The sequence below is a fragment of the Porphyromonas sp. oral taxon 278 str. W7784 genome (assembly GCF_000467855.2).
In the GTDB taxonomy this organism is placed as follows: domain Bacteria; phylum Bacteroidota; class Bacteroidia; order Bacteroidales; family Porphyromonadaceae; genus Porphyromonas.
Genome location: NZ_KI259258.1, coordinates 256,352 through 273,425 on the forward strand (window position 1 = coordinate 256,352; position 17,074 = coordinate 273,425).

Annotated in this window: 22 protein-coding genes and 4 tRNA genes; 24 read left to right on the forward strand and 2 right to left on the reverse strand. The window is 53.8% G+C overall.

The window, feature by feature from the left end; all coding sequences use genetic code 11:
- The first annotated feature begins 300 nt into the window (after nucleotides 1–300).
- The 6 genes from HMPREF1556_RS07610 (at nucleotide 301) to HMPREF1556_RS07635 (ending at nucleotide 2,477) form a co-directional block, all read left to right on the forward strand.
- Complete coding sequence (locus HMPREF1556_RS07610; protein ID WP_021667846.1) at nucleotides 301–993, forward strand: tetratricopeptide repeat protein; 693 nt, start codon at nucleotides 301–303, stop codon at nucleotides 991–993.
- Between the two features lie 26 nt (nucleotides 994–1,019).
- Nucleotides 1,020–1,526: a 6,7-dimethyl-8-ribityllumazine synthase gene (gene ribH / locus HMPREF1556_RS07615; protein ID WP_021667847.1), complete on the forward strand. Its 507-nt coding sequence runs from the start codon at nucleotides 1,020–1,022 to the stop codon at nucleotides 1,524–1,526.
- Nucleotides 1,527–1,557: 31 nt separating this feature from the next.
- Nucleotides 1,558–1,643: transfer RNA gene (locus HMPREF1556_RS07620), tRNA-Tyr, on the forward strand.
- A gap of 23 nt (nucleotides 1,644–1,666) precedes the next feature.
- A tRNA-Gly gene (locus HMPREF1556_RS07625) sits at nucleotides 1,667–1,739 on the forward strand.
- 555 nt (nucleotides 1,740–2,294) lie between these two features.
- A tRNA-Arg gene (locus tag HMPREF1556_RS07630) sits at nucleotides 2,295–2,368 on the forward strand.
- A gap of 35 nt (nucleotides 2,369–2,403) precedes the next feature.
- Nucleotides 2,404–2,477 (forward strand) — tRNA-Arg (locus HMPREF1556_RS07635).
- 91 nt (nucleotides 2,478–2,568) lie between these two features.
- Here the strand turns inward: HMPREF1556_RS07635 and HMPREF1556_RS07640 are convergent.
- Together HMPREF1556_RS07640 and HMPREF1556_RS07645 are read right to left on the reverse strand one after the other, a co-directional pair.
- On the reverse strand, nucleotides 2,569–3,102 hold the full coding sequence (locus HMPREF1556_RS07640) for a shikimate kinase (RefSeq protein ID WP_021667848.1): 534 nt from the start codon (nucleotides 3,100–3,102) through the stop codon (nucleotides 2,569–2,571).
- 11 nt (nucleotides 3,103–3,113) lie between these two features.
- Nucleotides 3,114–5,171: an HD family phosphohydrolase gene (locus HMPREF1556_RS07645; RefSeq protein WP_021667849.1), complete on the reverse strand. Its 2,058-nt coding sequence runs from the start codon at nucleotides 5,169–5,171 to the stop codon at nucleotides 3,114–3,116.
- Between the two features lie 425 nt (nucleotides 5,172–5,596).
- Here HMPREF1556_RS07645 and HMPREF1556_RS07650 point away from each other — a divergent pair, with 425 nt between their 5' ends.
- The 18 genes from HMPREF1556_RS07650 (at nucleotide 5,597) to HMPREF1556_RS07735 (ending at nucleotide 16,501) form a co-directional block, all read left to right on the forward strand.
- Complete coding sequence (locus HMPREF1556_RS07650; RefSeq protein ID WP_021667850.1) at nucleotides 5,597–6,184, forward strand: hypothetical protein; 588 nt, start codon at nucleotides 5,597–5,599, stop codon at nucleotides 6,182–6,184.
- Between the two features lie 417 nt (nucleotides 6,185–6,601).
- Nucleotides 6,602–6,997: a 30S ribosomal protein S8 gene (rpsH, locus tag HMPREF1556_RS07655; RefSeq protein ID WP_021667852.1), complete on the forward strand. Its 396-nt coding sequence runs from the start codon at nucleotides 6,602–6,604 to the stop codon at nucleotides 6,995–6,997.
- A gap of 20 nt (nucleotides 6,998–7,017) precedes the next feature.
- Entirely contained in the window at nucleotides 7,018–7,569 is a 552-nt protein-coding gene (gene rplF / locus HMPREF1556_RS07660; RefSeq protein WP_021667853.1) for a 50S ribosomal protein L6, read from the forward strand.
- Nucleotides 7,570–7,596: 27 nt separating this feature from the next.
- Entirely contained in the window at nucleotides 7,597–7,941 is a 345-nt protein-coding gene (rplR, locus tag HMPREF1556_RS07665) for a 50S ribosomal protein L18 (RefSeq protein ID WP_021667854.1), read from the forward strand.
- Nucleotides 7,942–7,955: 14 nt separating this feature from the next.
- Entirely contained in the window at nucleotides 7,956–8,480 is a 525-nt protein-coding gene (rpsE, locus tag HMPREF1556_RS07670) for a 30S ribosomal protein S5 (RefSeq protein ID WP_021667855.1), read from the forward strand.
- Between the two features lie 25 nt (nucleotides 8,481–8,505).
- Entirely contained in the window at nucleotides 8,506–8,682 is a 177-nt protein-coding gene (rpmD, locus tag HMPREF1556_RS07675; RefSeq protein WP_021667856.1) for a 50S ribosomal protein L30, read from the forward strand.
- 28 nt (nucleotides 8,683–8,710) lie between these two features.
- Entirely contained in the window at nucleotides 8,711–9,157 is a 447-nt protein-coding gene (gene rplO / locus HMPREF1556_RS07680; RefSeq protein ID WP_021667857.1) for a 50S ribosomal protein L15, read from the forward strand.
- A gap of 6 nt (nucleotides 9,158–9,163) precedes the next feature.
- Complete coding sequence (gene secY, locus HMPREF1556_RS07685; RefSeq protein ID WP_021667858.1) at nucleotides 9,164–10,504, forward strand: preprotein translocase subunit SecY; 1,341 nt, start codon at nucleotides 9,164–9,166, stop codon at nucleotides 10,502–10,504.
- 1 nt (nucleotide 10,505) lies between these two features.
- A complete protein-coding gene (map, locus tag HMPREF1556_RS07690; protein WP_021667859.1) occupies nucleotides 10,506–11,291 on the forward strand; it encodes a type I methionyl aminopeptidase in 786 nt (261 codons plus the stop codon).
- 16 nt (nucleotides 11,292–11,307) lie between these two features.
- Nucleotides 11,308–11,526, forward strand: coding sequence for a translation initiation factor IF-1 (infA, locus tag HMPREF1556_RS07695; protein WP_005468188.1), 219 nt, complete (start codon nucleotides 11,308–11,310; stop codon nucleotides 11,524–11,526).
- 12 nt (nucleotides 11,527–11,538) lie between these two features.
- Complete coding sequence (ykgO, locus tag HMPREF1556_RS07700) at nucleotides 11,539–11,655, forward strand: type B 50S ribosomal protein L36 (protein ID WP_009433293.1); 117 nt, start codon at nucleotides 11,539–11,541, stop codon at nucleotides 11,653–11,655.
- Between the two features lie 38 nt (nucleotides 11,656–11,693).
- The gene (gene rpsM, locus HMPREF1556_RS07705) at nucleotides 11,694–12,074 is read left to right on the forward strand and encodes a 30S ribosomal protein S13 (protein WP_021667860.1); all 381 of its coding nucleotides are present in this window, start codon (nucleotides 11,694–11,696) and stop codon (nucleotides 12,072–12,074) included.
- A gap of 11 nt (nucleotides 12,075–12,085) precedes the next feature.
- Nucleotides 12,086–12,472 carry a 30S ribosomal protein S11 gene (gene rpsK, locus HMPREF1556_RS07710; RefSeq protein WP_005468193.1) on the forward strand — a complete coding sequence of 129 codons (387 nt, stop codon included), beginning with the start codon at nucleotides 12,086–12,088 and terminating at the stop codon, nucleotides 12,470–12,472.
- Between the two features lie 302 nt (nucleotides 12,473–12,774).
- Nucleotides 12,775–13,380, forward strand: coding sequence for a 30S ribosomal protein S4 (gene rpsD / locus HMPREF1556_RS07715; RefSeq protein WP_021667861.1), 606 nt, complete (start codon nucleotides 12,775–12,777; stop codon nucleotides 13,378–13,380).
- Nucleotides 13,381–13,402: 22 nt separating this feature from the next.
- A complete protein-coding gene (locus HMPREF1556_RS07720) occupies nucleotides 13,403–14,416 on the forward strand; it encodes a DNA-directed RNA polymerase subunit alpha (RefSeq protein WP_021667862.1) in 1,014 nt (337 codons plus the stop codon).
- An 8-nt stretch (nucleotides 14,417–14,424) separates the two neighbouring features.
- Nucleotides 14,425–14,886: a 50S ribosomal protein L17 gene (rplQ, locus tag HMPREF1556_RS07725; RefSeq protein WP_021667863.1), complete on the forward strand. Its 462-nt coding sequence runs from the start codon at nucleotides 14,425–14,427 to the stop codon at nucleotides 14,884–14,886.
- A gap of 322 nt (nucleotides 14,887–15,208) precedes the next feature.
- Complete coding sequence (locus HMPREF1556_RS07730; protein ID WP_021667864.1) at nucleotides 15,209–15,745, forward strand: hypothetical protein; 537 nt, start codon at nucleotides 15,209–15,211, stop codon at nucleotides 15,743–15,745.
- A gap of 216 nt (nucleotides 15,746–15,961) precedes the next feature.
- Nucleotides 15,962–16,501 (forward strand): hypothetical protein, encoded by a 540-nt coding sequence (locus HMPREF1556_RS07735; protein ID WP_021667865.1) that lies wholly within the window; start codon nucleotides 15,962–15,964, stop codon nucleotides 16,499–16,501.
- Nucleotides 16,502–17,074: the final 573 nt, after the last annotated feature.

Sequence of the window (17,074 nt, forward strand, 5' to 3'; positions counted from 1 at the left end):
TTTCGACGACCTACCGTAGGTCGTTTTTGGGGCCTCTCGAAAGCCTCTGTTTATGCGGGCTGTGGGATGGTCTGATTTTCGAGAATACGCCTTCGAGAGAAAGCCTCATTCTAGGGGGTGCTTCACAGCCCTTGAGCCCCTAGGGTTCGCACCTCAGAGATGGGGGTGAATCTCAGGCTGTGGGGCTCTCCTTCCTTCGCCCCGCTCCGAGGAGGGATTACTGCACGTAGTTCCTCGGAAAATCGTATCTTTGCCCCACTGATTGAATAGAATAACCAACAAAAAAATAGATAAATACGTATGGCACATCAAGAGCATCGTGAGCACGATACCCTAGACACGATCGACGAACAGGTACTCAAGGGTGAACTCTTCTTCGAGCGTCACGGCAAGAAGATCATCATCGCAGTGGCAGCCCTTCTGGTCATCGCCTTAGGCTTCTTCGCTTACCATCGCTTCGTGACGATCCCTAAGAGTGAGAAGGCTACGGCACAGATGTTCGTCGCCGAAGATAGCTTCATGCTCGGTCAGGACAGCCTTGCCCTCAAGGGCCAGGGTGCTGGCACGCAGGGCTTCGAGGCGATCGCTAAGAACTTCTCGGGCACTGATGCGGCGAACCTCGCTCATGCCTACAGCGGTATCTGCCTCTACGATATGGGGAAGTATCAGGAAGCCCTCACGGAGCTGAAGAAGTTCTCCTCCGACGAAGCTGTCGTCGCTCCTTCGATCCAGCGTATCATCGGCGACTGCTACGTCCAGCTCGGTAAGCTCGACGATGCTGTGAAGGCCTACGAGACGGCAGCTAAGCAGGCTAACAATGAAGCCATCTCCCCTAGCTGCCTCATCAAGGCTGGTCACGTCTATGAGAAGCAGGGCAAGTATGACAAGGCGATCGCTCTGTACAACGAAGTCAAGACGAAGTACTACACCGCTCCCGAAGCTGAGACGGTAGAGGCTGATCTGGTGCGTGCTCAGGCAGCTCAGGGTAAGTAATCGCTAGCCCCTACACAGAATTAGCTATGTCGACCATCGACCATATCTCCTCCTCCTACCACAGCGAAGTCCCCTCAGGTGAAGGCCTACACATAGGCATCGCTGTGGCGGAGTGGAACTATAATATCACCGAACCTCTGCTGGAGGGAGCGCTCGAAGTGCTCCGCCGTCAGCAGACGAAGAAGGTCACTGTCTTCCGTGTGCCAGGTGCTTTCGAACTGGTGAACGCTTCGGCACGCTTGCTCGAGGATCCTACGGTGAATGCCGTCATCGCCATCGGCTGTGTCGTCCGTGGAGATACGCCCCACTTCGACTACATCTGTCAGGGGGTGACCTTCGGACTCTCCCAGCTGAATGCGACCTCTGTACCAGGGCTCCGAGCGATCCCTGCCCCTGTCATCTTCGGCGTCCTAACGACCGAAACGATCGAGCAGGCAGAGGAGCGTGCAGGCGGACGCCTAGGCAATAAGGGTGCCGAAGCAGCAGAGACTGCGCTGAAAATGTGCCGTCCCATTTGCACAGTTCACAAATAGTTCGTACCTTTGCACTGCAAAGAAACGGAATGGGCAGTTACCAGAGTGGCCAAATGGGGCTGACTGTAACTCAGCTGGCTTACGCCTTCGGTGGTTCGAATCCATCACTGCCCACCAAACAATTGCTTCCAATAAGGAATGCGGAAGTAGCTCAGTTGATAGAGCATTAGCCTTCCAAGCTAAGGGTCGCGGGTTTGAGCCCCGTCTTCCGCTCTGACAGCTGATGATGCTGACCACCATCGAGGAGTAGATCACGATAGATGATCTGCTCCTCGCTCTTTTTGTATATGCCCCTGTCCCTTCCGTCTTTTCCTTCCGTCGTCCTTCCCCTTTTCCTTTCCTCTCATACTCTCTGCTTAGTTCACGGGGCTGGCAGGAGATGATCGGATGGCTCTACGGCCTCGCTCCCACCACGCAAAGGGAAGGGCGTCGGGAGACCCTCATTAGCGACCTATGGTAGGTCGTCGAAAAAAACTACAGTAGGTTTCACTTGCGATCTACCGTAGTTTTTATTTTGTCCCTACCCGAAGGTGCTCAATAGAGGCTCTGTGCAGGCACTTCCCGTTCTTGGGGTATACTGCTAAAAATGTGGTGGTTAGTTGGGGCGTTTCCCCTTTGCTTTTCCTCCCCCTAGAGTATATCGAAGGGCGGGGAAATCATCCGTAATTTCCCGCCTTCTGCCACCGTCCTTGCTCAGCATTTGGCTGGTAAAGAAAAAAAGCATACTTTTGCAAGCGAAATCATCCAAGGCACCCTCTTGGCAACTAGGGCTCCGTAGCTCAACTGAATAGAGCATCTGACTACGGATCAGAAGGTTACAGGTTTGAATCCTGTCGGAGTCACTAGCTGGAGACTGGGAAGAAGGATGATGGAGTATGGCTCCGTAGCTCAACTGAATAGAGCATCTGACTACGGATCAGAAGGTTACAGGTTTGAATCCTGTCGGAGTCACTTACTACAAAGAAGAGCGCCGAGAAGCAGTAGACTGCTTCTCGGCGCTCTTCTATTGTATCCGGTTGGTAGGGAGGGTGCTGGATGGGGGTTACCCGAGGTCGAGGCTACGGGCGATCTCCTCGGCTAGGAGACGCTCTTTGGCTACGGTGTCGACTTCGTCGATGTCGTAGACCGCATGTGCTCGGCTATAGATCGGAGCTCGGCGCTCTAAGCTCTGCTTGACGAAGTCCAATAGTTCGTCCCCGCTCTTATCTCGGATGGTCGGGCGGGTGCGCTTACAGAGCTCCAGACGGGAGGCAAGCACGGGCGCTGACCCACGGAGATAGATGGTATGGCCGGCTTCGAGTAGGAGGTCCATCGTGTCTCCTTGGCAGGGAAGCCCTCCGCCGGTAGCGAAGATCGTCTCGGGCATGCTCATGAGTTCCTCGATCGCCATACGCTCCCTTCGTCTGAAGGTCTCCTCACCATACCGAGCGAAGATATCGGTGATTCGCTCCCTGAACCTAGTCTCGATGAAGACGTCGGTGTCTATGAAGCGGAAGCCAAGATGATCGGCTAGATGTCGCCCCACGGTGCTCTTGCCCGAGCCCATGAAGCCTATGAGGAAGATGGGGGATCGCATGGGAGAGGGGCTTACTTCTTCTTGTCAGGGTAGGCGATACGAGCGTGGTACATCGTCTTGAGCTTGAGGTAGAAGACTTCCTTGGTCTCCTTGATATCGTGGAAGGTAAGAGGAGTGTCGTTGAGGAGTCCTTCGGCCACGATGCTATCGACGATCTTATTGATGAGGCTACGGATGCCCTCTTCGGTGTACTCGCTGAGACTGCGGCTAGCAGCCTCGACGCTATCTGCGAGCATGAGGATCCCCTGCTCACGGGTGTACGGGTTGGGCCCGGGATAGGTGAAGGGTTCGGGATCTACCTCTTCGTCGGGATGCTCATTCGCATACGAATTGTAGAAGTAGCGGGTCGTACTCCGTCCGTGATGCGTGCGGATGAACTCGATGACGGGATCAGGGAGTCCGTGCTTCTGCGCCAGTGTGATCCCGTCGGTGACATGGCGGATGATCATCCGGGCGCTCTCTTGGTAGGTGAGGAACTTATGGGGATTGCTCACGGGAGAGTTCTCGGTGAAGAACTCAGGATGGAGCATCTTGCCTATGTCGTGGTATAGGGCGCCTGTACGCACGAGCTGCGTATCCGCTCCGATCTTCATCGCTGCGGCTGTGGCCAGGATCGATACCTGATACGAGTGCTGGAAGGTCCCTGGAGCGATCTCGGAGAGCTCCTGTAGGAGGGGCATGTTCGTATCGCTGAGTTCGACCAGACGGATATTAGATACGTAGTCGAAGATACGCTCGATGACGAAGGCTAGGATGTAGGAGAACATCAGGAAGATCAGGTTGATCCCGTAGTAGAGGAGCTGGATCCAGTAGTCCGAAGTGATCGAATCTTCGTGGATCAGCTGGATGATCATCGAGGCGCCGATGTAGATCAGGTACACGATGAAGGCTGCCTTGATGATCTGTCCGCGTGAGGTGAGGCTTTGCAGGGAGAAGAGCGCTGTGAAGCCCGCTGCCACCTGGATGAAGATGAAGGCGAGGGGCTCTGCTGGGACGAAGTACGCCGATATGAGTATCGTGATGAGGTAGGCGTTGAGCGCCAGGTGACTCCCGAAGAAGATGCGCAGGAGCAGTAGGAGCATCACGTACGGGATGACCTGTATCGGGAAGAGCCCTGCACTGGCCTGAAGCTCCGTCAAGGCGATGAAGCTCACCATGAGCACCAGCAGGAGAAGTAGGTTCTTCGGGTGGTGGAGGAAGCTCTGGCAGAAGAGTAGGAGGTAGGTGGCTAGCACGCCGAAGAGCAGGGCACAGTAGAGCAGAAGGCCGAGATTGAAGACCGACTGTGTCTCGCCCCCCATACGCTCGATCTGCTCGATGCGTAGCGAGCGGAGTACATTATATATATAGGGAGTGACGATCTCACCTCGGTCGATGATTCGCTCGCCCTGCTGTACGAGTCCTGACGACGAGGATAGGTGACCGAGGGCGTCGTTGAGTAGCTTCGACGAATATTCCTTGTCGTAGCGGACGTTATCCTCGAGGTAGGAGGCGACACTCATCTTCTGCAGTTCGTCCCGCTGAAGTCCCGCCTTAGTTGCGTGCTCGAAGATCAGGTCATAGACTTCCTTCAAGCTGTAGAACTGGGTGATGGGTTTGCGTGTGAGGACATTGTCTGCCCCGAGGAGATTGACCTCCAGCATCCCCTGCTCCTTGAGCGAACTGAGATTAGCCGCTTGGATGATCCCATTGGTGTAGTATTGCCGAAGTTCCTCCCTGAGGAAGTCGTAGTAGGCCCGGGGGATCGTCGTGGTGAAGCGCTTCTCATAGCTATCATGGAGCTGGTTGAGCTTGCGGGGAAGTAGGTCGGCGTCGTAGGTATATACAGGGAGCGTCTCCTGACGGATGCTGTCCTGCTCCATACGTAGCTGCTCGGCGGACTTGTAGATGGGGAAGTCGTAGGGAGCTGTGACGAGGTCATAAGCCCAAGGCTTGCCACTACTGAAGGTATACTGGAAGCTCCTATCTCTAGGGGCCAGTAGCATGACGACAAGCGAAGCCACGACGAAGGTCAGGAGTACCCGTGCGCCCTTGCTCAGGAGAAGCTGCTTGATGGAGGATAGATTCATGTCTTCTAAACTATTGCTTTACACAAAGATAGCGAAAAGGGGAGATGCACTGACCTGGAGCGCTTCCCGAGGGGTATCTTCGGCTCCAAGGTGAGCGAACTTTGGGTGCTCAATCGAGGGTGCTTCAAACCCGCTTAGAATGCGTACTCTGGAGACCCCAAAAAGGACCCTACGGTAGGTCGTCGAAAAAACCTACAGTAGGTTTCACTTGCGACCTACCGTGGGTCGTCTCGACGAAGTAGGTTTTATTTTGCCCCTCTGGGAGGAGGGCTCTGAGAGGCTTGTGGCGGGGCGTGTGTAGATAGCCATTTTATTTATCTTTACCCCCAGGAAGACTTGGGCTGAGCGAAGCGGAGGTGCTCCTCCCTTCTGATTGGGCTACGTCTTCTATTGATCTAGGTGCGAATCTCAAATAAGATAGGCGTATGCAAGCAAAACTATTTACTGCAGGAGCGCTCCTCGCTTTGTCGCTCCAGGTCGCTAAGGCTCAGGAGGTGGCAAGCCCCACCTTCGGCCTCGAACTAGGTATGTTTAATGGTGTCTACTATGAGCATCCACTTGGAGGGCACTTCAGTCTGAGTGCTCGTGTGGGGCTTCTGCCTGCTCTATCGATAGAGGATAAGAAGCTCTCCTTCCTAGGGCTTCTTCCTGCGGCGGAGTTTGGTCCTCGTTATTACTTCTCTGGAGAATCATCGGGGGCTGGCTTCCGTACGGGAGGCTATGTCGGGCTCTTAGGATCGGTCGTTCTGCCTCGATGGAGCTTGCTCGAGCCTGAGCGTGTCCGCCGTAAAGATATCTCTCACTGGTATGAGTCTTCCAGAGAGAGCTACGGAGTCGTGCCTACCCTTGGCTGGGTCTTCGGTATCGGGGAGTCAAGCTATCTCGGCCTCTCTGTCGGTGTCAGTGCCTGGTGGTCAAGGTATGAGTCGGGGACGAAAAGCCGCTGGGAAAGCACGCTGAAGGACAAGGAGTATCCGATCGTGTGGAGTGTCAGCTACGGCTTCCGGCTGTAGTGCATCCCCAGTCGTATCACAGCGTCCCTCTGCCCCGAAGGTGGCAGGGGGACGCTGTCGCTTTTACCCCCAGATAGCTCTGGGTATACTATATAATAAAGTAGGGCATCCAGCCCACGCTTGCCTTGAAGAGTGAGTAGGGAGTCGAGGGGCAGTTCTGTGGGTCTTCATTCCCTCGAAAGGGTGGGGGGAAGGGGTGAAGAAGGGGGCGAATTTAGCCTTCCAATGAGTCCGTTTGAGTTGATACGATATGCCTATGCTTGTGGAAGTTGCAGGAGTCGCAAATAGTTCGTAAATTTGCATGCTTTTTGTGCCTCTATGCCCTCTCGTGAGGGAGGTAAGTAGATGGCAGAGAGCACCAAGCAGTATGTTTAAATATTGTCCGGGACGTCCGGATCAATTTAATTCTCAATTTTAATGACAGATCCTATTGCAGATTATCTGACGCGCCTGCGTAATGCAGTGAAGGCGGGCCACCGTGTGGTCGAGATCCCCGCGTCTAATCTAAAGAAAGAGATCACGAAGATCCTCTTCGACAAGGGGTACATCCTCAACTTCAAGTTCGTCGAAGATGGCCCTCAGGGGAGCATCAAGGTGGCGCTGAAGTACGACCGTACGGGCCGCGTCAATGCACTCAAGGCTCTTAAGCGTGTCTCTCGCCCAGGTCTTCGTAAGTATGTAGGGTATCGTGAGATGCCTCGTGTACTCAATGGTCTCGGTATCGCTATCCTCTCTACTTCGAAGGGTGTCATGACCGATAAGGAAGCTTCGCAGCTCAAGGTGGGCGGTGAAGTGCTATGTTACATCTACTAAAGCAAGGAGGTACAAGAACTATGTCAAGAATAGGTAAGCACCCAGTAAGCATCCCCGCAGGGGTCACGGTGTCCGTGAAGGATGGCGTCGTCTCAGTCAAGGGCGCTAAGGGTGAACTCTCTCAGAGTATCGATGCTCGTATCGAGGTAGCCGTAGAGGGCGCCGAGGTCATCGTACGTCGTAGCAGTGACGAGCGTGAAGACCGCTCGCTGCATGGTCTCTACCGTGCCCTGATCCACAACATGGTCGTCGGGGTCTCCGAAGGCTTCTCTAAGACCCTCGAACTCGTCGGGGTCGGATATCGTGCTTCTAACCAGGGCCAGATCCTTGAGCTCTCCCTCGGCTTCACGCACAATGTCTACCTTCAGCTGCCTAAGGAAATCAGTGTCGAGACGAAGACAGAGCGTAACAAGAACCCTCTGATCATCCTCTCCTCCGCTGACAAGCAGCTCCTCGGTCAGGTCTGCGCTAAGATCCGCTCCTTCCGTATGCCAGAGCCTTACAAGGGTAAGGGTATTCGCTTTGAAGGTGAAGAGGTTCGTCGCAAGTCTGGTAAGAGCGCAGGTAAGTAAACCGCTATAAACACGTATAAAGCAATCATGCCACAGAAAGAAACAAGAAGACAGAAGATCAAGACGCGTGTACGTGCCAAGATCAGCGGTACGGCAGAGCGTCCTCGCCTGACGGTATTCCGAAGCAATAAGCAGATCTATGCGCAGGTGATCAATGATGTCGACGGCGTCACCCTGGCTAGTGCCTCTTCTCTGAAGCTCACGGCTGAAGGGACGAAGAAGGAGATCGCTGCACTCGTCGGTACTGAAGTAGCTAAGGCTGCTCAGGCTGCTGGAGTGTCCACCGTAGTATTTGACCGTAATGGCTACCTCTACCACGGCCGTGTGAAGGAGCTCGCAGATGCTGCACGTGCGGCAGGTCTTAACTTTTAATACCGTCTATCGCAATGTCAGATAATCGCTCAAAGATGAATAGAGACTCCGAGCAGAAGGATAAGCTCGTCGAACGCCTCGTGGCTATCAACCGCGTCACCAAGGTGACCAAGGGGGGCCGCACCTTCACCTTCGCTGCCATCGTCGTCGTTGGTGACGAAGAGGGTCGCATCGGCTTCGGCCTCGGTAAGGCTGGCGAAGTATCCGCAGCTATCCAGAAGGGTGGCGCAGCTGCTCGTCGCAACCTCAAGCAGATCCCTCTCCACAAGGGTACGATCCCTCATGAGCAGTCCGCTTCATTCGGCGGTGCTCGTGTCTTCCTCAAGCCCGCTTCTGCCGGTACTGGGGTGAAGGCTGGGGGTGCTATGCGCGCCGTCCTAGAGAGTGTCGGTGTCACGGACGTCCTGGCTAAGAGCAAGGGCTCTTCTAACCCACACAACCTCGTCAAGGCTACTATCGAAGCACTCACTCAGATGCGTTCGCCTCTGATGGTCGCTCGTCAGCGTGGTATCTCCGTCGAAAAGGTATTCAAGGGCTAATCATCATCACTAGACTGTAAGTACAATGTCAACGATAAAGATCCAACAAGTACGTAGCAAGATCAAGAGCCCTAAGACTCAGAAGCTCACGCTCCAGGCTCTCGGGCTCAAGAAGCTCAATCAGATCGTCGAGCATAACGACAACCCACAGATCCGTGGGATGGTCGAGAAGGTCAAGCACCTGGTGCGCATCGTAGAGTAATCACCCTATAAAGAAAGACAGAAAAGAAATGGATTTATCTAGTTTGAAGCCCGCAGAGGGCTCCGTCAAGACGCGCAAGCGCATCGGCCGTGGTCCAGGCTCTGGTCTCGGGGGTACTTCTACTCGTGGTCACAAGGGAGCTAAGAGCCGCTCGGGCTATTCTAAGAAGATTGGCTTCGAAGGGGGGCAGATGCCTATCCAGCGCCGCCTGCCTAAGTTCGGCTTCAAGAATATCAATCGTGTCGAATATGCACCCGTCAACCTCGCTACGCTCCAGAGCCTAGCTGAGGCTAAGGGCCTCACCCGTGTCGCTAAGGCTGACCTCATCGAAGCCGGTCTCATCGGTAAGAATGATCTTGTCAAGATCCTTGGTAACGGTACGCTCAGCCTGAAGCTTGAAGTGGAAGCTAACGCTTTCTCCAAGTCCGCTGAAGCAGCTATCATCGCTCAGGGAGGCAGTGCAGTAAAACTCTAGTAGCTCATGCGCTTTATAGAGACACTGAAAAACATATGGAAGGTAGAGGAGCTGCGTCAGCGGATCCTCACCACCTTGTTTTTCGTCCTGATCTATCGCCTGGGGTCGTATATCGTCATCCCAGGGATCGATCCTAACCAGCTCAGCGCTCTACATAAGCAGACGAGCGAAGGTCTGATGGCACTCCTAGATATGTTCTCTGGGGGGGCATTCTCTAATGCCTCGATCTTCGCTATGGGGATCATGCCTTATATCTCCGCATCCATCGTCATGCAGCTCGCCGCCATCGCTGTTCCTTCTATCCAGAAGCTACAGCAGGAGGGTGAGAGTGGACGCCGCAAGATCGACCAGTGGACACGCTATCTGACTGTGCTCCTCCTGCTCGTCCAGGGTTCGGCTTATCTGGTCAACCTGAACATGCAGCTGCGTAATGCTGGGGGTGCTCTCCCCGAAGGGCTATGGTTCGATATCTATGCGATCGTCGTCATGGCTGCAGGGAGCATGTTTGTCCTGTGGCTCGGCGAACGTATCACCGACAAGGGCTTGGGTAATGGTGTATCTCTGATCATCATGATCGGGATCATCGCTCGTCTCCCAAGTGCTGTACTCACGGAGTGGGGTACACGTGCCTCCGGCGGTGCCGGGGGGCTTGTGTGGTTCCTCTTCGAGATCGTCTTCCTGCTCTTCGTCATGGCCGGTGCTATCCTGCTGGTACAGGGTACGCGTCGTGTGCCCGTGCAGTACGCTAAGCGTGTCGTGGGGAACAAGCAGTACGGCGGTGCTCGCCAGTACATCCCACTGAAGGTCAATGCCGCTAACGTCATGCCGATCATCTTCGCGCAGACGATCATGATGCTCCCCATCACGCTCCTCAGCTGGGCTCAGGGGGACAGCACGAGTGGCTTCATCCAGGCCTTCATGGACAATACCGGAGTCTGGTACAACCTTGTCTTCGCTATCCTCATCCTCCTCTTCACCTACTTCTACACAGCGATCACGATCAACCCCACGCAGATGGCTAACGACCTGAAGCGTAATAACGGGTTCATCCCAGGTGTGAAGCCAGGTAAGGCTACTAAGGACTATCTCGATGCGATCATGGACCGCATCACCCTCCCAGGTGCCTTCTTCCTCGCTATCGTGGCTATTATGCCCGCCTTCGCTCGTGTCCTCGGTATCTCAGGGGGATTTGCTCAGTTCTTCGGGGGAACGTCCCTCCTGATCCTTGTAGGGGTCGTCCTAGATACCCTGCAGCAGATCGAAAGCCATCTCTTGATGCGCCACTATGATGGTCTGCTCAAGAGTGGTCGTATCAAGGGACGTACAGGCTCAGTAGCTGCTTACTAAGATGATCTACTTGAAGACAGACGAAGAGATCGAACTGATGCGTGCGGCCAATCTTTTGGTGGGACGTACGCTTGCAGAGGTCGCTAAGATCATAGCTCCTGGAGTGTCGACTCTGGAGCTGGATAGACGTGCTGAGGAGTTCATCCGTGACAACGGGGCTACTCCTGCCTTCCTCGGATACAATGGCTTCCCTGGGAGCCTCTGCACCTCGGTCAATGACCACGTGGTACATGGCATCCCTTCCTCCAAGGTCGTACTCAAGGATGGTGACATCGTCTCTGTCGACTGCGGTACGAAGCTAGCAGGCTTCACGGGTGACTCAGCTTATACCTTCGCCGTAGGTGAGGTAGCCCCTGAGACGCTCGCTCTGCTACGCACCACCAAGGAGTCGCTCTACGTCGGTATCGAACATGCCGTCGCAGGTAAGCGTGTCGGTGATATAGGCTCGGCTGTACAGCAGTACTGCGAAGCTCGAGGCTACCACATCGTCCGCGAGCTGGAGGGGCATGGTATCGGGAAGAACATGCACGAAGAGCCAGGTGTGCCGAACTTCGGTCGCCGAGGCACTGGCCCCGAGCTCCGCTCTGGGATGTGCATCTGTATCGAGCCTATGGTCAACATGGGATCGAAGAACGTCGTCTTCGAGCGTGATGGCTGGACCGTCCGCACGAAGACTGGTAAGCCATCGGCTCACTTCGAGCACTGCGTAGCGATACGTGATGGCAAGGCCGATATCCTATCTTCGTTTGACTTCATCAAGGAAGTCTTAGTAGACAGAGAGTTTTAAGTCGTAAATCGCACTTATGCCGAAGCAAGCAGCTATAGAACTAGACGGTGTCATCCTCGAAGCCCTCTCGAACGCTATGTTCAAGGTAGAGCTAGAGAATGGTCACGTCATCACCGCCCATATCTCTGGGAAGATGCGTATGCACTACATCAAGATCCTCCCAGGGGACAAGGTCAAGGTGGAGATGTCTCCCTACGACTTGACCAAGGGGCGTATATCCTTCAGATATAAATAACCCTATATAGATATGAAAGTAAGAGCATCACTCAAGAAGCGCACCGCCGACTGCAAGATCGTTCGTCGCAAGGGGCGTCTGTACGTAATCAACAAGAAGAACCCCAAGTTCAAGCAACGTCAGGGGTAGTCTTAACCATCGGACTATATTAAACGAACAAGATAAGTATGGCTATCAGAATTGTTGGCGTCGACTTGCCACAAAACAAACGAGGAGAAATTGCCTTGACTTACATCTTCGGGATCGGTCGTAGCAGCGCTACTAAGATCCTAGATAAGGCTGGGGTCGATCGCAATATCAAGGTCAAGGACTGGACCGACGACCAGGCTGCTGCTATCCGTGAGGTGATCGGCGCTGAATACAAGGTCGAAGGGGACCTTCGCTCCGAAGTCCAGCTCAACATCAAGCGACTGATGGACATCGGTTGCTACCGTGGTGTCCGTCACCGTATCGGTCTGCCTCTACGCGGTCAGAGTACGAAGAACAACGCTCGTACTCGTAAGGGTAAGAAGAAGACTGTCGCAAATAAGAAGAAGGCTAGTAAGTAATAGACGTTGATATGGCAAAGAAAGTAGTAGCAAAGAAGAAGGTCGTCAAGATCGACGCTGTGGGTCAGGCTCACATCCATTCTTCTTTTAATAACATCATCATCTCTCTGACCAACAACGATGGTCAGGTCATCAGCTGGTCTTCCGCTGGTAAGATGGGATTCCGTAGCTCTAAGAAGAACACGCCTTACGCTGCACAGATGGCAGCTCAGGACTGCGCTAAGGTCGCTTATGACCTGGGCCTCCGTAAGGTGAAGGTCTTCGTTAAGGGCCCAGGTAACGGCCGTGAGTCTGCTATCCGTACCATCCACGGTGCTGGCATCGAAGTCACCGAGATCGTCGACGTGACCCCAATGCCACACAATGGTTGCCGTCCTCCTAAGCGCCGTCGTGTCTAATCCCTGATGTCGCTTTAGATCACAGAGTAGTTTCATAAGATCGCAGTACATGATAGAGAAGCTCTCGCCTAGATACACTCACCGGAGCGTATCTCTTCCGAGAGCATAGGTGATCCACCGAGCCTAGCGAAGAAGATCAGGTCGACGACGAGTGAATAGATTGGCTATACTTTCATATATCTATCCTCTCCTCATAACCGGTCGCGGCTGCACTCCGTCCTCCTTCGTCTCGCTCTCGCTCGCCTAAGGATCCCACACCTGACACATGTGAGGTGTCTCGTACTGCCAAACAATAGAAGACAATGGCAAGATATACAGGTCCAAAATCAAAAATCGCCCGTAAGCTCGGCGCTCCTATCTTCGGTGCTGACAAGGTTCTCTCTAAGAAGAACTACCCTCCTGGACAGCACGGGAATAACCGCCGTCGTAAGACCAGCGAATACGGTATCCAGCTTAAGGAAAAGCAGAAGGCTAAGTACACCTATGGCGTACTCGAGCGTCAGTTCCGCAACCTCTTCGAGAAGGCTCAGCGTTCTAAGGGGGTTACCGGTGAAGTGCTCCTTCAGCTCCTCGAGAGCCGTCTAGACAACGTCGTCTACCGTCTCGGTATCGCTAAGACGCGTGCTGCTGCTCGTCAGCTCGTCTCGCACCGTCACATCACCGTCGATGGTCAGGTCGTCAATATCCCTTCTTACACCCTCAAGCCCGGCCAGGTCGTCGGTGTCCGTGAGAAGGCTAAGAGCTTAGAGGTCATCACCGACTCTCTGGCTGGTCGTAGCCACAGCAGCTACAGCTGGCTTGAGTGGAATCAGGCTTCGCTCTCTGGGAAGTTCCTTGGCGCTCCACAGCGTGAAGATATCCCCGAGGAGATCAAGGAGCAGCTGATCGTCGAACTATACTCTAAGTAATAATCCCTAGTATCTCACTCACATGGCAATATTAGCATTTCAGAAGCCCGAAAACGTCCTCATGATGGATGCGACGGACTCGTACGCTAAGTTTGAGTTCCGTCCTCTGGAGCCGGGCTATGCTACCACAGTTGGTAATGCCCTGCGCCGCATACTCCTTTCTTCACTCGAAGGCTACGCCATCTCGACCATCAAGATCGAAGGTGTCAATCATGAATTTGCTACTATTCCGGGTGTCTTGGAGGATGTAACTAACATCATTCTCAACCTGAAGCAGGTCCGCTTCCGTGCCCTTGTGCCTGATGCTACTGAGGAGACCGTCAGCCTGACGATCTCTTCGCAGAAGCAATTCCTCGCCGGGGAGCTCAACGGTAAGCTGTCCTCCTTCGAAGTCCTCAACCCAGAGCTTGTCATCTGCCACATCGACGAAGCTTATTCGCTGACTATCGAGCTCTCCATCAATAAGGGACGTGGATACATCCCCGCTGATGAGAAGCAGGTAGACACGGCGAAGGAGAACGAGCTACAGACGATCGCTATCGACTCGATCTATACTCCTATCCGCAACGTCAAGTACTTCACGGAGAACTACCGTGTAGAGCAGAAGACCGACTACGAAAAGCTTATCCTCGAGATCACGACCGATGGAAGTATCCATCCGCTACAGGCGCTCAAGGATGCTGCTGCTATCCTCATCGACCACTTCCGCCTCTTCACGGATGATCCCGTAGAGGTAGAGGAGTCCGCTGACGACGAGGACGAAGTAGTCGAAGCAGAAGACCAGCAGGAGATCGATCGTATCTCTGCGCTACTGAAGACGGAACTGAAGGATCTCGATCTCTCTGTCCGTGCTCAGAACTGCCTCCGCTCTGGCAATGTCCTCAAGCTCGCTGACCTAGTGGTCCTCGACCGCGAGACGCTGAATAAGTTCCGCAACTTCGGTAAGAAGTCGATGGACGAACTCAACGATCTCATGGAGCGCCTAGGGCTGGACTTCGGGATGGATGTTAGCAAGTACAAATTAGATAATGACTAAGTAGAAAGATGAGACATAATAAGAAATTCAATCATCTAGGGCGTAAGAAGGCGCACCGTGAGTCTATGCTCTCCAACATGGCGGCATCGCTCATCCTGCACAAGCGCATCTTCACCACGGTCGCTAAGGCTAAGGCACTGCGTGTCTATGTCGAACCTCTGCTGACCCGCGCTAAGGAAGACAGCACGCACGCTCGCCGTATCGTCTTCGCTGAGCTGCAGAATAAGTACGCTGTCAAGGAGCTCTTCGGCCCTGTCGCTGAGAAGATCGCTGACCGTCCAGGTGGCTACACCCGTATCCTCAAGACGGGTCACCGCCTCGGTGACAACGCTGCTGTCTGCTTCATCGAACTCGTAGACTACAACGAGAACATGCTCAAGGAAAAGGCTGAGAAGAAGGCTGCTCCTAAGACGCGTCGTTCACGTCGCTCCACGAAGGCTGAAGCTCCAGCTGCCGAAAGCGCTGAATAATCCCTCTCTTGATGAACCCTCGCTTCGCAAGGAGCGGGGGTTCGTCTTTCTACGTCTATAGGGTGGCGATCCTCTGGATAGATCGATCCGCTCCCCTCAGATCTCTACCACACAGCCACCATGAATCTCTCCGAGGTCTTGGTGGCTGTGTTGTTTCTGGAGCCGATATACTCTCCTTCGAATCGGTTCACTCTTCCCCAAAGGCGAGCCCCTCACTAGAGATGGCCCTCTCGCCTCTATGATCCGCCACACGGCCCTGTGGGATCTCTATGAGCGCCTCGAGGCTGTGTAGCTTTTACCCTAATTATTTATCCTCAATTCAATGAAGAAGATTTTTTCTCTACTTCTAGCCGGTGCCCTTGGCTTCGGCTTTGTGTCTTGCCAAAAAGACAGCCCTAAGACCCAGATCGAAGAGCAGACCCCTAAGGGCTATTCTATTGTCGGTGGTTCTTGGTACTACGCTTTGAAAGATGGCGATTTCACTCAAGCCTTACGTTTCGCTTTCAGGGTTGATGGGACCTATGAGTTCCGCTACTATCGTATCACGACTCGGGAGGAGCGCAAGGATGATCTAGATAGTGAGTTCAATGACGAGTTGATCTATTCTGGTCGCTATACCTACGCTGATGGTCGGGTTACTATACTGACCACTAAGTTCGTGGGGTATGGAGAGCGCTTCGCTGAGAGACGAAAGCAGGAAAATCGCCAGCCTAGTGAGCCAGAAGATGGTAAGCTGAATGGTCTCGTTCTGCTCGTTGATGAAAAGGCTGAGACCATGACCATCTCTCGAACGCTGTCTTCTCCGAATATTGAGATCACTGATGAGCCACTGGAGAAGCCTTTCATCCGTGAGAAGTAAACTTTCGGTCATAGACCTCTCGGAGGGAGCTTGCTCTCGGTGAGCATTCCCTTCTAGGGGAAGGCTTCCCCCCCCTTCTACTGTATTTCTCCAGAGGCGAGCCTCTCACTAGAGCTGGCCCTCTCGTCTCTATGATCCGCCGCACAGCCCTGTGGGGGGCTCTATGAGCTCCTCGAGGCTGTGTAGCTTTTACCCTAATTATTTATCCTCAATTCAATGAAGAAGATTTTTTCTCTACTTCTAGCCGGTGCCCTTGGCTTCGGCTTTGTGTCTTGCCAAAAGGACAGCCCTAAGACCCAGACCGAAGAGCAGACCCCTAAGGGCCCCGCTGTACTAGGTACTTGGTCTCTCTCCCATGTGTCCAGTGGTGGTAAGCTTACGGAGACTTATCGCCTGACCTTCAAGGCTGATGGCACCTATGAGTTCCGCTACTATCGTGTTACTCAAGGGGAGTACAAGGATGATCTAAGTGCTGAGTTCAATACCGAGGAGACGATCGCTGGACGCTACTCCTATGCCGATGGCGTGCTGACCCTCCTGTCCTCTGAGTTCGTCGGCTACGGCGAGCGCTTTGTAGAAGCTCGTAAGAATAACCCTAACGAACATAATCCTATGGAGCAGAAGGATCAGATCAAGGGTCTAGCCTTCTCCTACGATGAGAAGTCAGATCTGCTGAGGATCTCACGCAAGCACTCTGCGGAGAACGTAGATATCGACGAGGATGTAGAGTCGATGCCTTTCACCCGTCAGAAGTAAACCTTCGTTTGTGGATCTCCCGGAGGAAGCTCACGCTCGGTGAGCACTCCTCCTAGGGGAAGGCGCCCCCGCTAGTAGTCTAGCCTACTGGCGGGGGCGCTTCGTTCGTTGGCGGAGGCTACCCCGTGTACAGCATGCCTTCTATAGCGGTCTGCTGGGGAGGGTAGAGCCGTGAGTCCGTAGCCTTACTCCTTGCTCAAGCGGGAAGGAGCGCTTGGGAGAAGCTTTTTCCTAGCTTCGGAGAAGGTGAGTCCTGTCTATTTTGCTTGCTGACGGCTTTGTTTTCGGATAAATGTCTATATTTGCCGTCGAAAAGTTGACTTTTGGGTGTGAGAGCCTGAGGTTGAGATGTCGTAGATCAGGATGCTCAAGCTCCTATCTTCGGACTATTTTTCATAAAGATGTAGATGTGTATTGCCTCCCCTCATCCTCCCTGCGCCAAGCTCGGAGAATGGGGGGAAGCTCTTTTATAAGCGCTAGCCCCTCGCTAGGCCTGATCTGGAGCGGGATTGCAGGGCCTCCCAGGAGATGCCTTCGGAAGCCCTAAAAAGGACCCTACGGTAGGTCGTCGAA